Here is a 14,781-nt window from a genome sequence, read left to right as displayed (position 1 = left end):
CATGACCAACCTGCGTGACGATGCTCCCCATCCGGCCCCGGGCCGGCCCCTCCGGCGCCCCGCCATCCTGGGCCGGCTCGGCGTGCTCACGGCGGCCGCCGTACTCTGTCTCCTCGGCGCCGCGGCGCGGGACTGCCGGGCGGACGGGCCGGTCCAGGGCGGGACGCTGACGGTCGGCCTCGCCTCCGACACGGCGATCATCGATCCCTCGATCACCGGCAGTTCGATCACCGCCCTGATCACCCGGCACGTGGTCGATTCGCTCGTCGGTCAGGCCGAGGACAAGAGCTTCACCCCCTGGCTCGCCGAGCGCTGGGAGGTGAATGCCGACAACACCGTCTACACCTTCCATCTGCGCCGCGGCGTGACCTTCAGCGACGGCACCCGGCTCGACGCCGAGGCGGTGACGTTCAACATCAACCGCATCCTCGACCCGAAGACGACGTCGAGCTACGCCAAGTCCCTGCTCGGCCCGCTCGATACCGTGGCCGCCCCGGACCCCGACACCGTCGTGTTCCGGTACAAGCAGCCGTTCGTGCCGCTGCTGCAGGGCCTGAGCCTGCCCTATCTCGGCATCCAGTCGCCGACCTACCTGCGCGACGCGCGCAGCACCACGAACACCGTCGTGGGCTCGGGCCCGTTCATCCTCGAACGCTACGTCAAGGGCAGCGGCAGCCAGCTGGTCCGGCGCAAGGATTATGCGTGGGGGCCAGGCTTTGCCGCCCATACCGGGCCGGCCTATCTCGACGCCATCGCGTTCCGCTATCTGCCGGAAGCCGCGGTGCGGCTCGGGGCGCTCACGAGCGGACAGATCCAGGCGATCGACGAGGTGCCGCCGGCGAATTTCCGCGCGGTCCAGGCGGATCCGCGCCTGCGCGTCGTCACGCGCGAGAACCCGGGCGTGAACTGGTCGCTGTTCCTCAACACCAGTCGCGGACCGTTCGCCGATATCCGGGTCCGACAGGCCTTCCAGAGCGCGATCGACATCCCGCCGCTGGTCAAGGTCGCCTTCTTCGGCAGCTTGAAGCCCGCCGACAACATCCTCGGCCCCGCGACCCTGCATTACGATCCAGCGGTGGCGCGCAGCTGGGGCTTCGATCCGCAGCGGGCGGCGCGGCTGCTCGACGAGGCCGGCTGGACGCGGACGGACCCGGAAGGCATCCGCACCAAGGCCGGGGCACGGCTCGCCGTCCGCTTCATCTACGACGTCGCCTTCTCGGGCGCCGACAACCTGACGCTGGTCCAAGCCGTCCAGTACGCGGTGAAGAAAGCAGGCTTCGATCTTCAGCTGGATCCGCTCGATGCGGGCGGGTTCACGGCCCGGACCGCCGCCAACGATTACGATAGCGCCTCGATCTACTATGTCCGCCCCGAGCCGGATATCCTGCGCACGGTCTTCCACGCGGCCTATATCCCGCCCAACGGGGCGAATTTCTCCCGCGTCACCGCCCTCGACGCGGCGCTGACCCAGGCGGTCGGCGCGCCCGACGCGGTGCGCGGGGGCCTCTACCGGCAGGTCCAGGCCGAGATCATCGGGTCCGCCTATGCGGTGCCGCTCTACGTGCCGGCGTTCCAGCTCGGCACGTCGAAGCGCCTGAACGGCATCAGCTGGACAGCGAACGCCAAGCCGAGCTTCTACGATGCCTGGCTCGCCCCGTAGCCGAACCGCCCCGGGCGGGCTCGCCGTCGCGCTGCAGCGCCTCGGCGTGATCCTCAGCGTGCTCTGGGCGGCCGCGACGATCGCCTTCGTCGCGATCAAGGCGATTCCGGGCGATCCCGTCGCCATCCTGACCGGCGGCGAGAACATCGTCGACGCCGCGGAGCGGGCCGCCCTCGTCGCGCGCTACGGCCTCGATCAGCCCCTGGCCGTCCAGTACGCCCGCTACGTCGCGCACGCGCTCGCCGGCGATTTCGGCCAGAGCTACCAGTATCGGCTGCCGGTGATCACGGTCATCGCCGAATCCGCAGGCCCGACGCTCCAGCTCGCGGGCGCCGCCATGGTCCTGGCTCTCGGCCTCGGCCTCGCGAGCGCCCTGGTCTCAGCCGGCCGCCGCGGATGGCTGCGCGGCGTGCTCTCCGGCCTCGAACTCGCGGTGCTGAGCACGCCGGTCTACTGGTTCGGCCTGCTGCTGATCGTGCTGTTCAGCTTCACCCTCGGCTGGTTTCCGATCATCGGCAGCGAGGGGATCCCGGCGCTGGTCCTGCCGGCGGTGGCGCTCAGCCTGCCGCTGGCCGCGCTTCTCGCGCAGGTGCTGCGGGACGGGCTGGAGGAGGCGCTGACGCAGCCCTTCGCGCTCACGATCCGGATGCGCGGCGTCGGCGAGGCGGCGCTGCGCCTGCGCCACGCCCTGCGGCATGCCGCGCTCGCCGCCTCGACGCTGGCCGGCACGCTGTTCGCCGGCGTGCTCGGCGGCTCGATCCTGACCGAGACGGTGTTCGGTCGCTCCGGCATCGGCCAGATCACGATCCAGGCGATCCGGACCCGGGACATGCCGCTCCTCCTCGGCCTGGTGATGCTCTCGGCGCTGGCCTCGGTGCTGATCAATCTCTCCCTCGACGCCCTGTACCGGCGCATCGATCCGCGCCTGAGGCGGACCGCGCCATGACCGACATGCTCGCGATCATCGGCCGGCTCCGCCCCGATCGCGGCGCGCCCGCGCCCTGGCGTAGGCCCGGCCTGCTCGTGCCCCTCGTCCCCGTGCTGCTCCTGGCCGTCGCCACCGCCGCGCCCGGCCTGTTCACCGGGCTCGCCCCCGACGCGATCGACACCGATGCGATCCTGGCGCCGCCCGGCCCGGCCCACGGGTTCGGGACCGACCAACTGGGCCGGGATGTCTTCGCCCGGGTGGTCCACGGCACCTCGCTGTCCCTGACCATCGGCCTCGGCGCGACGCTGGTCGCCTGCGCGGGCGGCGTGCTCCTGGGACTGGCGGCGGCGCTCGCCCCGCCGGTCGTGCGGGCGATCCTCGTGCGGCTGATCGATGTCTTCCTCGCCTTCCCCGAGATCCTGCTCGCGCTCCTCGTCATCGTGGCCCTGGGGCGCGGGCCGGCCAACACCCTGCTGGCGGTGGGTCTTTCGAGCATCGCCGGCTATGCGCGGCTGGTGCGGTCGCAGGTCCTGCAGGTCGTCCGGTCCGGCTATGTCGAGCATGCCGTGGCGCTGGGCGAGCCGCGCCGGACGATCATCCTCCGTCACGTCATCCCGAATGCGACCCGGCCGCTCGTGGTGGTGGCGACCATCGGCCTCGGTCACGCGGTCCTGACCGCCTCGGCCCTGAGCTTCATCGGGCTCGGCGTGGTGCCGCCGGTGGCCGAGTGGGGTGCGCTGCTGGCCGACGGCCGGAACTACCTCGACACGGCGCCCTGGATCAGCGTCCTGCCGGCCACCGTCGTCGCGGTCTCGGTGATCGCCATCACGATCCTCGGGCGCGGGTTGCAAGACCTGCTGGCCGGGAGCGACGGCTCGTGACCGGCGCGGGCGCCGATCCCTGCGGCCCGGCTCTCCGAGAGGAGGCTCGGGCCACCCCCGTCCTCGCGGTCGAGGGGCTGCGCGTCGCCTTTCCGGGCCGGAGCGGTCCGGACGAGGTGGTGCGCGGCATCTCCTTCACCATCAGGCCGGGCGAAGTCCTGGCGCTGGTCGGCGAATCGGGATCGGGCAAGTCGGTCACCGCCCGGGCCCTTGTCGGGCTGGCGGGGGCCCGCGCCCGCATCCGGGCCGAGGCGTTGCGGCTGACCGGCCACGAGGGCCGGGCCCTCGACCTGCTCGGCCTCTCGGAGCGCCGGTGGCGCGCCGTCCGCGGCCGGCAGATCGGGTTCGTGCTCCAGGATGCCCTGGTCTCCCTCGATCCGCTGCGCAGGATCGGCCAGGAGGTCGCCGAGCCGATCCTGGCGCATCGCCTGCTGCCCCGGGACGCGGTGGCGGGGGAGGTGCAGGCCCTGCTCGCCCGCGTCGGCATCCCCGACCCCGCAAACCGGGCAGCGCAATACCCGCACGAACTCTCCGGGGGCCTGCGGCAGCGGGCGCTCATCGCCTCGGCGCTGGCAGGCCGGCCGCGCCTCCTCATCGCCGACGAGCCGACCACCGCCCTCGACGTCACGATCCAGCGCCAGATCCTGGCGGTCTTCGCGGATCTGGCCCGGGCCGGCCACGGGCTGCTGCTGATCACGCACGACCTCGCGGTCGCCGCCCAGGTCGCCGACACGATCGCCGTGATGCAGCACGGCGCGATCGTCGAGGCGGGTCCGGCCCGGGCGGTGCTGGCGGATCCCCGCCATGCCTATACCCGCCGCCTGCTGGCCGCGGTCCCGGGGCCCGGGACGCGCCAGAGTTGGCTGTCCCGAGCCGGCGCCCGCCCGGAGCGGGTGAGCGACCCTCGTCCGGCCGAGCCCATCCTCGAAGTCCGCGACGTCGCCGTCCGGTTTTCCCGCCCGGGCGGGGCGGTCGATGCCCTGGCCGGGGTCTCGCTTCGGGTGCGTCGGGGCGAGACCTTCGGCATCGTCGGTGAATCGGGCTCGGGGAAGACCACCCTGGGCCGGGTCGTTCTCGCCCTTCAGCGGGCGGATCGCGGCGAGGTCCTGTTCGAGGGTCGGCCCTGGAGCACGCTACCGGAGCGGAGCCGCCGACCGTTGCGCCCACGGATCCAGACCATCGTCCAGGATCCTCTCGGCTCGTTCGATCCGCGCGACACCGTGCGGCGGATCCTCGAACAGCCCCTGCGCCTGCAGCCCGGCCTCGCCGCCGGCCAGCGCGCCGCGCGGGCGGCCGAACTGATGGCCCTCGTCGGGCTGCCCCGCGAGATGCTGGCGCGGCGGCCCCGAACGCTCTCGGGCGGCCAGCGCCAGCGCGTGGCGATCGCCCAGGCCCTGGCCGGCCAACCCGACCTCCTCGTCTGCGACGAGCCGGTCTCGGCGCTCGACGTCACCACCCAGGCCCAGATCCTGGACCTCCTGACCGACCTTCAGCACCGCTTCGGCCTGACCCTCCTGCTGATCTCGCACGATCTCGGCGTGATCCAGCACATGAGCGACCGCGTCGCGGTGATGAAGGATGGCCGGATCGTCGAAACCGGCCCGGTCGAAGACATCTTCGCGGCGCCCGCGGATTCCTACACCCGGCGCCTTCTGGCGGCGCTGCCCGCGCTGCCGGCCCGGGCGGCGCCGGAGGCGGCCGCCGAACCGATCGGTCCGAGCGACGCCGCGCGCCCCCCCGGCCTGGAGATCCACGCATGACCGCATGGTCCGATCATCTCGCCGCGCTGATCGGCAACACGCCGCTGCTGGAATTGAAGCGCTTCGGCGGCCGGCAGACCAATCCCTGCCGCATCCTGGCGAAGATCGAGTACCTGAACCCGGCCGGCAGCATCAAGGACCGCACCGCCTGGGGGATCATCCGCGCCGCGGAGGCGGACGGGCATCTCCGGCCCGGCCAGACGCTGGTCGATCTCACCAGCGGCAATACCGGGATCGGGCTGGCGGCCCTGGCCGCGGCCCGGGGCTACCGGGCGAAGTTCTACCTGCGCGCCTCCACCAGCCCCGAGAAGATCGCCCTGATCCACCAATACGGCGCCCGGACGATCCTGATCGACGATGCCGAATTCCTGCAGCCCGGCGCCGTGGACCTCATCATCGATCGGGTGCGGCAGGAAAATCCGGACGCCTTCTACACCAACCAGCGCGGCAATCCGGCCAACCCCCGGATCCATTTCGAGACGACCGGCCCGGAGATCTGGCGGGATACGGCGGGGGCGGTCGACATCCTCGTGTCGGCGGTGGGAGCCGGCGGCACGGTCTCGGGCACCGGCCGGTACCTGAAAGCGCAGAAGCCCGGCCTGAAGGTGGTGGTGGTCGAGCCGGCGGCCGGCTCCGTCCCGACCCCCGACCATCCGGACGTGGACACCGTCGAGGGCGTGCATAAGGTGACCGAGGTGGAGGCGCAGCATCTCCCCGGGAACTACGATTCCGGCGTCGTCGACGCAGTGATCGCGTGCGAGACGGCCCAGGCTCGGCTCACGGCCCGGGCGCTTGCGCGGGACGAAGGGCTCACGGCAGGGCCGTCCTCGGGGGCGGTTCTGTTCGCGGCAGCCCAACTCGCCGCGCGGCCGGAGAATGCGGGCCGGACCATCGTCGCCATCATCGCGGATAGCGGCGAGCGCTACCTCTCCCTGCCTGGCGTCGAGGGAGATCGGACGCCCCAACCCGATCCCGCGCCCGGCCTCCAGCGCCGATCGGGCGCGTGGTCGAGCCCGGCTGTCAGAACCGGTCCGAAGCCGAGCTATTATGGTCCCCTCGGCTGAGGGAATCGGCTGTCGGCGCGTACCTCGTCGCCCTCCCGCTGGGCGGCGCGCCGCGCCTCCGATGGATCGCGTTCCGCCTCAAGCAGCCGCTTGGACGATGGCGGTCAAACGCTCCGGGTGGAGGATGCGGATGGACGCCTTGTCCACGGCGACGATGCCGTCGGCCTGGAAGCGCTTCAGCATCATCGTCACCCATTGCCGGGTCGATCCGATGAGGGCGGCGATCTCGTCATGCGTGATGCGCCGTTCGATGATGCGGGCGCCCGCTTCCTTCCGCCCGTAGAGATCGCCGAGATTGAGGAAGAGCTGTGCCAGGCGCTCGATCACCGAGCGGGGGCCCAGCATCTGCGCCATCGCGGTGTAGCAGCGGCCCTTCGCCTCGAGACGGTCTCCGGCAAGCGCGATCTCGACCAGGTGGCCCTTGAAGGGGCTGGCAGCGCCTTCAAGGGCCGGCATCAAGGCGCGCTCTGGTCGTTCTCGGACCGCCCCGATGATCGGAGTCAGAGTTCGGCGTGGTGGCAGGCGACGGCGCTGTCCGGCGCGAAGCTTCGCAGCGTCGGCTCTTCGCGTTCACATTGCTCGGTCGCCAGCGGGCAGCGCGCGTGGAACCGGCATCCGGCCGGTCGTTGACGGGCGCTCGGCAACTCGCCGCCGAGATGCACGCGTCCCGTCCTGTGCCCGGCGCCCGGGACGGCATCGATCAGGGCGCGTGTGTAGGGATGGCGCGGCTGCGCCCAGAGGCTCTCATGCGTGCCGGTCTCGACGATGCGACCGAGATACATGACGAGGATCCGGTCGGCGACGTAGCGCACCACCGAGAGATCGTGGGAGATGAAGAGGTAGGACAAGCCGAGTTCGGCCTTCGCCTCGCCGAGCAGGTTCAGGATCTGCGCCTGGATTGACAGGTCGAGCGCCGAGACCGGTTCGTCGCAGACGATGATGTCCGGCTCGAGGATGAGCGCGCGGGCGATGCCGAGCCGCTGGCGCTGCCCGCCCGAGAATTCGTGCGGATAGCGCGTCAGAGAGGCCGCCGGCAGCCCGACGCGGTCCAGCATCGCGATTGCCCGCTGCTGCCGCGCGCCGCGGTCCCGCATCCCGTGGACCTGGAGGGGGCCGGTCAGGATCTCGCCGACCGTGTGGCGTGGGTTCAACGATCCGAAGGGGTCCTGGAAAACCATCTGGAGCCGGCGCCGGATCGGCGCGAGCGCCTTGGGCGGGAGTCGGCCCATGTCCGTCCCGTCGATCTCGATGCGGCCGGAGGTGGGCTCGATCAGCCGCAGCAGGGACTTGCCCAGCGTCGACTTCCCGCAGCCCGACTCGCCAACGAGCCCCACGGTCTCGCCGGCTTCGACCGTGAAGGAGACACCATCGACGGCCCTGAGCGTGGCACCCCGCTGCCGGTAGTAGGTGTGGAGGTCAGAGACCGACAGCGTGGCCATGGGAGATCTCGCGAGCCGCCGTCACCGGGCAGGCGACGAGGCGGCCCTCATCCCGAGCGAGCAGCGGCGGCATGGACGTGCGACAGGAGGGCTCGGTGAAGCCGCAGCGCGGCGCGAACGGGCAGCCGGCCTCCCCGGCGGCCGAGCCGATATGGCCGGGAATCTCGATCAGGGGACCATCGGTGTAGTGGTATCCGGCCCGCAGGCGCGGCGAGGCCGCCAGGAGCCCCTGCGTGTAGGGATGGCGGGGGGTCCCGAGGAGTTGTTCGGGCCGGGCCTCCTCGACCTTGCGGCCGGCATAGAGGGCGATCACGCGGTCGGCCCACTCGGCCACCACGCCGAGGTCGTGCGTGATCAGGAGAAGCGCCATCGACAGGTCGCGCCGAAGCTGCGCGAGGAGATCGAGGATCTGCGCCTGGATGGTGACGTCGAGCGCCGTCGTCGGCTCGTCGGCGACAAGCAGGCTCGGATGCGCGGCGACCGCGATGGCGATCATCACGCGCTGGCGCTGACCGCCGGAGAGCTGATGAGGGTAGGCCGCCGCGCATCGCGCCGGGTCCGGGATCCGCACGAGGTCGAGGACTTCGACGGCGCGGCGCGCGGCGGCTTTGCGCGACAGGCCGAGATGCAGGCGCAGCACCTCCGCGACCTGAGCCCCGATCGGGAGGACGGGGTTGAGCGCGGTCATGGGCTCCTGAAAGATCATCGCGAGTTCACGCCCGCGCAGCTTTCGGAACTCGCGCTCGGATAGGGCGAGGAGGTCGCGCCCGGCGAAGCGGACACGCCCTGCCGACATCTGCGCCGTGCGCGGCAACAGGCGCAGCAATGCGAGCGCGGTCAGGGATTTGCCCGACCCCGATTCTCCGACGATCGCGAGGGTCTCGCCCTCCTCGATCGTGAAGGACAGCTCCTGGACCGGGCGCGCATTCGGGAAGCTGATCGAGAGGTCGCGGACGTCGAGCAGCGCCGTCATATCCGGCGCTCGGCCGCGATCCGGGGGTTGAGGGCGTCGTTCAGGCCGTCGCCGAACAGATTTAGGGCGAGCACGGTGAAGACGATGACGACGCCCGGCAGGGCCGTGAGGTACCAGGCCGTGCGCAGGTGCTCACGGCCTGCCCCGATCATCGAGCCCCAACTCACCACGTTCGGATCGCCCAGACCCATGAAGGCGAGCGCACTCTCCATCAGGATCGCCGACGCGACCATCACGGATGCCGTAACGATGATCGGCGGCAGGGCGTTCGGCAGGATCTCGCGCAGGATGATGCGCAGGTGGCCGTAGCCGACACTGCGGGCCGCCATCACGAACTCCTTCTCGCGGATGGCGCGGAACTCGGCCCGCACGAGGCGGGCGATGGTGGGCCAGGTGACGAGACCGATCGCGATCGTGATCGTCGCCACCGAGGGCTGTGCGATGGCCACGAAGACCACAAGCAGGATGAAGGCCGGCACGGCCTGAAAAATCTCGATCAGCCGGACGAGCACCCGGTCGATCCAGCCGCCGAAATAACCGGCCGGCGCCCCGACGGCGAGCCCGAGCGCGAGACCGACCACCGTTGCGGCGATGCCGACGAGGAGGGAGACACGCGCCCCGTGAACGAGGCCGGCTGCAACGTCGCGGCCGAGCGAGTCGGTGCCGAGGGGGAATTCGGCGTCCTGCCCGGGCCAGATCAGCGGACGCCCCACCATGCCCAGCGGATCGTCCGGGTAGAGAACCGGGGCGAGGCATGCCGTGGCGAGGACGGCGAAGAGGAAGGCAAGGCCGGTGAGCGCGGCAGGATTTCGCATGAGCGTGCGCCAGGCGCGTCCGCCGCGCGGGATCGGCCATGCCGGCCAGACGCGCGCTTGGGCGACGGGATCGGGCGCAGGCGCGACCTTGCGAGAGGCTGCAGCCCGGAACCGGATCCGCACGGTGTCTGCCGGGGCCGGGGCGCCGCTCGCGGATCGGCTCATCACGCCACCTCGATGCGGGGGTCGAGCCAAGCCTGGATCAGGTCGATCAGAACGTTGGCGACGATGACGAGGGCGGCGGAGAGCAACATCACGCCGAGCAGCACGCTGAAGTCGCGCGCCATGACCGCCTCGAAGGCGAGCCGCCCGAGGCCCGGCCAGCTATAGACCGTCTCGACCACGACGGCACCGCCCATCAGGCCGCCGAGATGTACACCTGCGACGGTGGTGACGGGTAGGAGCGCATTGCGCAGCGCGTGCCGCACGGTGATGGCGAGGGGCGATAGGCCCTTCGCGGCGGCCGTACGGATGTAGTCCTGCGCGGTCACCTCCAGCATCGAGGCCCGCACGAGCCGCCCGTAGATCGCCACGTAGAACAGGGACAGCGAAAGACCGGGAAGCACCATGAAGCGGGCGCGGTCGAGGAGATGGGCGAAGCCCGTCAAGTCCGAGCCGATCGTCTCCGCGCCGCCGCTCGGCAGCCAGCCGAGCTTCACCGAGAACAGCACGATCAGCATGAGCCCGATCCAGAAACTCGGGATCGAGTAGAACAGGAGGGCGACGACCGAGAGCACGCGATCCGGCCAGCGGCCCGCGAAATTCGCCATGACCACGCCGAGGAGGATGCCCAGGGCGAGGGCGAAAACGAGCGCCACGAGCATCAGCACCAGGGTTCCCGGCAGCCGCTGCATGATCAAGTCGCTGACCGGCATGTTGTAGCGCGGCGAGAAGCCGAGACTGAGATGCGCGAGGTTGCCCAGGTAGGCGAGCAACTGGTCGAGGACGGGCAAGTCCAGGCCGAAGCGGCTGCGAAGCGCCGCCACGGTCTCTTCCGTCGCCGCGCCGGACTCGCCCGCCAGCACGTCGGCGGCATCGCCGGGCGCGAGCCGCAGCAGGAAGAAATCGAGGATGACGATGCCGATCACGGTGGGAACGGCATGCGCCAGCGCGCCGACTAGGACGCGGGCGAGGCGTGGAACGTCGGGCATGGCCACGGGCTCGGCTCAGGCGCTCGCGCGCACCTCCGCGAGAGACGGCACCTCCGGGCGCGGCAGGCCGTAATGGTCGCGCAGCGTCCGCCCGGCATAGTCCGTACGGAACAGGCCGCGCCGGCGCAGGATCGGCAGCACATGATCGATGAACGCGTCGAGTCCGCCCGTCAGCGAGGGCGGCATGACGTTGAAGCCGTCGGCGGCGCCGTTCACGAACCAATGCTCGATCTCGTCGGCGACCTTTTCTGGGGTCCCAACGAAGACGTAGTGGCCCCGCGCGCCGGCGAGCCGCTGGATGAGCTGACGCAGGGTCGGCTTCTCCCGGTCGAGGATGTCCACGATCAGCTTGAAGCGGCTCGCGACGCCGAAGCGCGTGTCCGTGTCGATGAGGTGGCGCGGGAAGGGCGCGTCGAGGTCGTAGCCGGCGAGGTCGAGACCGGTCATGTTGCGCAATTGGGTCAACGAGTATTCCGGCTGGATCAGCGCGTTGAACTCCGCTTCCAGCGCCTCCGCCTCCCGCTGCGTGCTGCCGATGAACGGGCTGATCCCCGGCAGGATCTTCACGTGCTCCGGGCGGCGCCCGAGGGCGGCGACGCGGTCCTTGATGTCGGCGTAGAAGGCCTGCGCGCTGGCGAAGGTCTGATGCGCCGTGAAGATCGCCTCGGCGTATTGCGCAGCGAAGAAGCGGCCGTCATCCGACGCGCCGGCCTGGATGTAGACGGGGCGGCCCTGCGGCGTGCGCGGGATGTTCAGGGGGCCGCGCACCCGGAAGTGCCGGCCGGCATGGTCGATCGGATGGATGCGCGTCGTGTCCGCGTAGATCCCGGAGGCGGCGTCCGCCAGCACCGCGTCGTCCGCCCAGCTATCCCAGAGCTTGCCGACGACCTCCACGAACTCGCGCGCCCGCTCGTAGCGGTCGCCGTGCGGCGGGTGCTCGCCCAGCCCGAAATTCTGCGCCGCCTGGGCCGCCGAGGTGGTGACGATGTTCCAGCCCGCGCGGCCGTGACTGAGATGGTCGAGGGAGGCGAACAGCCGGGCGAGGTTGTAGGGCTCGTAGTAGGTGGTGGAGGCCGTTCCGATCAGGCCGATGCGCTCCGTCACCGCGCCCAGCGCGGACAGCCAGGTCAGCGGCTCGAGGCGGAAGCGCGCGGCGTAGCGGATGTTGTCGGCGAGCGCCGGACCGTCTGCGAAGAAGACGGCGTCGAACTTGGCGGCCTCCGCCTTGCGCGCGAGATCCTGGTAGAAGCCGATGTCGAGGACGCGGGTCGGGTCCGAATCCGGATGACGCCACGCCGCCTCGTGGTGGCCGCCCGGAAAGACGAAGACGTTGAGGGAGAGCTGCCGCTTCGGCATGCGGGATCCTCGGCTGGGTCAGGCGGACAGGCGCTGCGGCGCGCCCGCCGCGAAGTGGTTTGCGGGCCGATTGAGGCCGAGATGGTCGCGCAGGGTGACGCCGTCGTAGGCGCGGCGGAACAGACCGCGCTGCTGCAGGATCGGCACCACGGTGTCGACGAAGGTCTCGAGACCGGTCGGGAGCACGTCCGGCATCAGGTTGAAGCCGTCCGCCGCGCCGGCGCGGAACCAGTGCTCGATGTCGTCGGCGATCTGTTCGGGCGTGCCCACGACGATGCGGTGGCCCGTGCCGCCGCCGAGCGAGCCGATGAGCTGGCGCAGGCTCAGGCCGTCACGCCGCGCATGCGCGAGGATCGCCTGGGCGAAGGTCGTGCTGCCGTTCGCCGGGATCGCGATCTCCGGCAGCGGCGCGTCCAGGTCGTAGTGCGTCAGGTCGACCCCGAGCGTCGCGCCGAGGCGGGACAGGCCGTAGGCGATGGGGATGAGGTCGGTCAGTTCCTCCCGGCGCCGCTTCGCCTCGGCCTCCGTCGAGCCGATCACCGTGGCCAGACCCGGCAGGACGACCAGCGTGTCCGGCGCTCGTCCGTAGCGGGCCGCGCGGCGGCGCAGATCGTCCGCGTAGGCGCGCGACTCCTCCGGCGTTTGGCCGACGCTGAACACGACCTCCGCGAAGCGCGCCGCGAGGTCGCGCCCGTCATCCGATCCGCCCGCCTGGACGAGGACCGGTCGCCCCTGCGGCGAGCGCGGCAGGTTGAGCGGGCCGGCGACCGACAGGTGCCGCCCGTGATAGTCGATGGCGTGGAGACGCGCGGGGTCGATCAGGCGCGCGGCCGCCTTGTCGCCGACGAGGGCGTCGTCGTCCCAGCTGTCCCAGAGGAGCCGCACGATTTCGGTAAATTCCTGGGCTCGGGCGTAGCGCGTGGCGTGATCGGGCACCGCCTCCAGGCCGAAATTGGCGGAGGCCTGGGCGTCGGCCGTGGTGACGACGTTCCAGCCCGCCCGGCCGCCGCTGGCATGGTCCAGCGTCGCGAAGCGGCGGGCCACGTTGTAGGGTTCGTTGTAGGTCGTCGAGGCCGTCGCGATCAGTCCGATGCGCTCGGTGGCCGCCGCGATGGACGCGAGCACGATCGTCGGTTCGAGGGAGAGGAACGACCGCAGGTCCGGGCGTTCGGCGAGCGACGGCGTATCGGCCAGGAAGACCGCATCGAGCTTGCCGCGCTCGGCGATCTGCGCCGTTTTCACGTAATGCGCGATCTCGGTGAAGGCGCTCGGCCGGCTCTCCGGCAACCGCCACGCCGACGCGAAGAAGCCGGCATGCAGGATGTTCACGTTCAGATGCAAGTGTCTGCGCGACATGGGGCTGAGGCGGGGCCGAGATTCAATCCATCGCATAAGACAAAGAAAAACTTTTCCCGTCCATAGAATGTTCGTTCCATTTAAGAGGTCGTGTCGATCCGCTCTTCTGCCGTCGCGGTCGATCGCAGAACGATCGACCTGATCGCGATTGTGTCGGCATCAGGCGGACTGTCGCGGCCGCGGCGTCAGGAGGCGAAATAGTCGGGCAGCGCGAAGCCGTCATAGCTGCGGTTGCCCTTGATCGCGTCGCGGAAGAAGGGGGCCCGGTAGGCCGCAACGATGTCGCGCGCCCACGGGGCCTCGACGTTGCCCTGTCTCACCGCCACGACGTTGAGATAGGGCGCGGTCATCTTCTTGAGCGCGATCGCCTCGGTCAGCTTGAGCCCGCTGTCGATCGCGAAGTTCCCCTGGATCGCGGCGAAGTCGACATCGTCGAGGGCGCGCGGGGCCTGCGCGCTCTCGAGCAGCGTGAGCCTGATCCCGCTCGGGTTCTTCACGACATCGAGCTCGGTCACGTCGACCGGGTTCGCCGCGGGCTTCAGCTCGATCCACCCGAGGTCGCGCAGGATCTTCAGCGCCCGCTCCAGGTTCACCGGATCGTTGGGCACGGCCACCGTCGCCCCCGGCCGGACCTCGGAAGCCGATTTGTGCTTGCGCGCGTAGAGGCCCATCGGCGGGGTCGGGACCTGCACGATTCCTACGAGGTCCGTGCCGTTGCGATCGTTGTAGGCGTTCAGATAGACGCTGTGCTGCATCACGTTCGCGTCGATCTCGTTCGTGGCGACGGCGGAATTCACCTCCAACCCCGTGCTGAACTGCAGGGTGCGGATATCGTAGCCCTGCTGCCTCAGCTGCGGCTCGACGCCGAGCTTGAACGCGTCGAGGTAGGGTCCCGGAGCGAAGCCGACGCGCAGCGTCTTCTTCGCCGAGGCCGATGTCTGCGCGGATGCAGCGGTCGGGACGGCGAGCAGAGCCGAGAGACCTGCGAGGACATGACGACGTGCCGGGCGCGGGCCCGCGCGGAGAAACCGCTCGGTCACCGGATCCCCTCGCGCCGAGCGATGAGGTCGGCGACGTTCGGACCGCGCGCCGCCGGAAGACATTTCAGGGTCATCGGGCGGGTACGCGTGCCTTCGACACCGCACGAGAAACCGGGCCGCATGACCGAAAGTCCTTTCAAACAGTGAAGATGGTTGCGGCGGATGAAGGATCTTGGTTCGAGCGCAACCATGAAACCAAGCATTCAAAGGTCGACACCCCAAGTCAACAAGAATGTTTTTGCTGAATTTACACGCAAATGGAGCCAAGGATTCGTTTTTTCCAGCAAAGAAGAGAATTGTGCCGCGTGGGCTCAGGCTCCTAAGATCGTGCGGCCCGATGTGTGATCGGGCGCATCTC

The 14,781-nt window shown here is 70.4% G+C and carries 13 protein-coding genes; 5 read left to right on the top strand and 8 right to left on the bottom strand.

The window, feature by feature from the left end:
* The first annotated feature begins 1 nt into the window (after position 1).
* The 5 genes from MKK67_RS01375 to MKK67_RS01355 are packed head-to-tail and all read left to right on the top strand — an operon-like array spanning position 2 to position 6,293.
* Entirely contained in the window at positions 2-1,660 is a 1,659-nt protein-coding gene (locus MKK67_RS01375) for an ABC transporter substrate-binding protein (RefSeq protein ID WP_243961311.1), read from the top strand.
* Positions 1,641-2,606 carry an ABC transporter permease gene (locus tag MKK67_RS01370; RefSeq protein ID WP_243961309.1) on the top strand — a complete coding sequence of 322 codons (966 nt, stop codon included), beginning with the start codon at positions 1,641-1,643 and terminating at the stop codon, positions 2,604-2,606. Before MKK67_RS01375 ends, MKK67_RS01370 begins: the two co-directional genes overlap by 20 nt.
* On the top strand, positions 2,603-3,469 hold the full coding sequence (locus tag MKK67_RS01365) for an ABC transporter permease (protein ID WP_243961307.1): 867 nt from the start codon (positions 2,603-2,605) through the stop codon (positions 3,467-3,469). The genes MKK67_RS01370 and MKK67_RS01365 overlap by 4 nt, the downstream gene beginning before the upstream one ends.
* A complete protein-coding gene (locus MKK67_RS01360) occupies positions 3,466-5,229 on the top strand; it encodes a dipeptide ABC transporter ATP-binding protein (RefSeq protein ID WP_243961305.1) in 1,764 nt (587 codons plus the stop codon). The genes MKK67_RS01365 and MKK67_RS01360 overlap by 4 nt, the downstream gene beginning before the upstream one ends.
* Entirely contained in the window at positions 5,226-6,293 is a 1,068-nt protein-coding gene (locus tag MKK67_RS01355) for a PLP-dependent cysteine synthase family protein (protein WP_243961303.1), read from the top strand. Before MKK67_RS01360 ends, MKK67_RS01355 begins: the two co-directional genes overlap by 4 nt.
* 78 nt (positions 6,294-6,371) lie before the next feature.
* On the opposite strand, the gene MKK67_RS01350 is transcribed toward MKK67_RS01355, so the two are convergent.
* The 8 genes from MKK67_RS01350 to MKK67_RS01315 all read right to left on the bottom strand — a co-directional run bounded on the left by MKK67_RS01350 (position 6,372) and on the right by MKK67_RS01315 (position 14,354).
* Entirely contained in the window at positions 6,372-6,749 is a 378-nt protein-coding gene (locus MKK67_RS01350; protein WP_409568352.1) for a Crp/Fnr family transcriptional regulator, read from the bottom strand.
* A gap of 44 nt (positions 6,750-6,793) precedes the next feature.
* The gene (locus MKK67_RS01345) at positions 6,794-7,732 is read right to left on the bottom strand and encodes an ABC transporter ATP-binding protein (protein ID WP_243961301.1); all 939 of its coding nucleotides are present in this window, start codon (positions 7,730-7,732) and stop codon (positions 6,794-6,796) included.
* The gene (locus MKK67_RS01340) at positions 7,710-8,705 is read right to left on the bottom strand and encodes an ABC transporter ATP-binding protein (protein ID WP_243961299.1); all 996 of its coding nucleotides are present in this window, start codon (positions 8,703-8,705) and stop codon (positions 7,710-7,712) included. Before MKK67_RS01340 ends, MKK67_RS01345 begins: the two co-directional genes overlap by 23 nt.
* A complete protein-coding gene (locus MKK67_RS01335) occupies positions 8,702-9,685 on the bottom strand; it encodes an ABC transporter permease (protein ID WP_243961297.1) in 984 nt (327 codons plus the stop codon). Before MKK67_RS01335 ends, MKK67_RS01340 begins: the two co-directional genes overlap by 4 nt.
* Positions 9,685-10,671: an ABC transporter permease gene (locus MKK67_RS01330; RefSeq protein ID WP_243961295.1), complete on the bottom strand. Its 987-nt coding sequence runs from the start codon at positions 10,669-10,671 to the stop codon at positions 9,685-9,687. The genes MKK67_RS01335 and MKK67_RS01330 overlap by 1 nt, the downstream gene beginning before the upstream one ends.
* A 15-nt stretch (positions 10,672-10,686) precedes the next feature.
* The gene (locus MKK67_RS01325) at positions 10,687-12,027 is read right to left on the bottom strand and encodes an LLM class flavin-dependent oxidoreductase (protein ID WP_243961288.1); all 1,341 of its coding nucleotides are present in this window, start codon (positions 12,025-12,027) and stop codon (positions 10,687-10,689) included.
* Between the two features lie 18 nt (positions 12,028-12,045).
* Positions 12,046-13,383, bottom strand: a complete 1,338-nt coding sequence (locus MKK67_RS01320; RefSeq protein WP_243961286.1) for an LLM class flavin-dependent oxidoreductase — start codon at positions 13,381-13,383, stop codon at positions 12,046-12,048.
* 185 nt (positions 13,384-13,568) lie between these two features.
* The gene (locus tag MKK67_RS01315; protein ID WP_243961374.1) at positions 13,569-14,354 is read right to left on the bottom strand and encodes a MetQ/NlpA family ABC transporter substrate-binding protein; all 786 of its coding nucleotides are present in this window, start codon (positions 14,352-14,354) and stop codon (positions 13,569-13,571) included.
* Positions 14,355-14,781: the final 427 nt, after the last annotated feature.

It is taken from the genome of Methylobacterium sp. J-072, from assembly GCF_022829425.1.
Lineage (GTDB): Bacteria > Pseudomonadota > Alphaproteobacteria > Rhizobiales > Beijerinckiaceae > Methylobacterium.
This window is presented reverse-complemented; position numbering and strand designations above follow the sequence as displayed.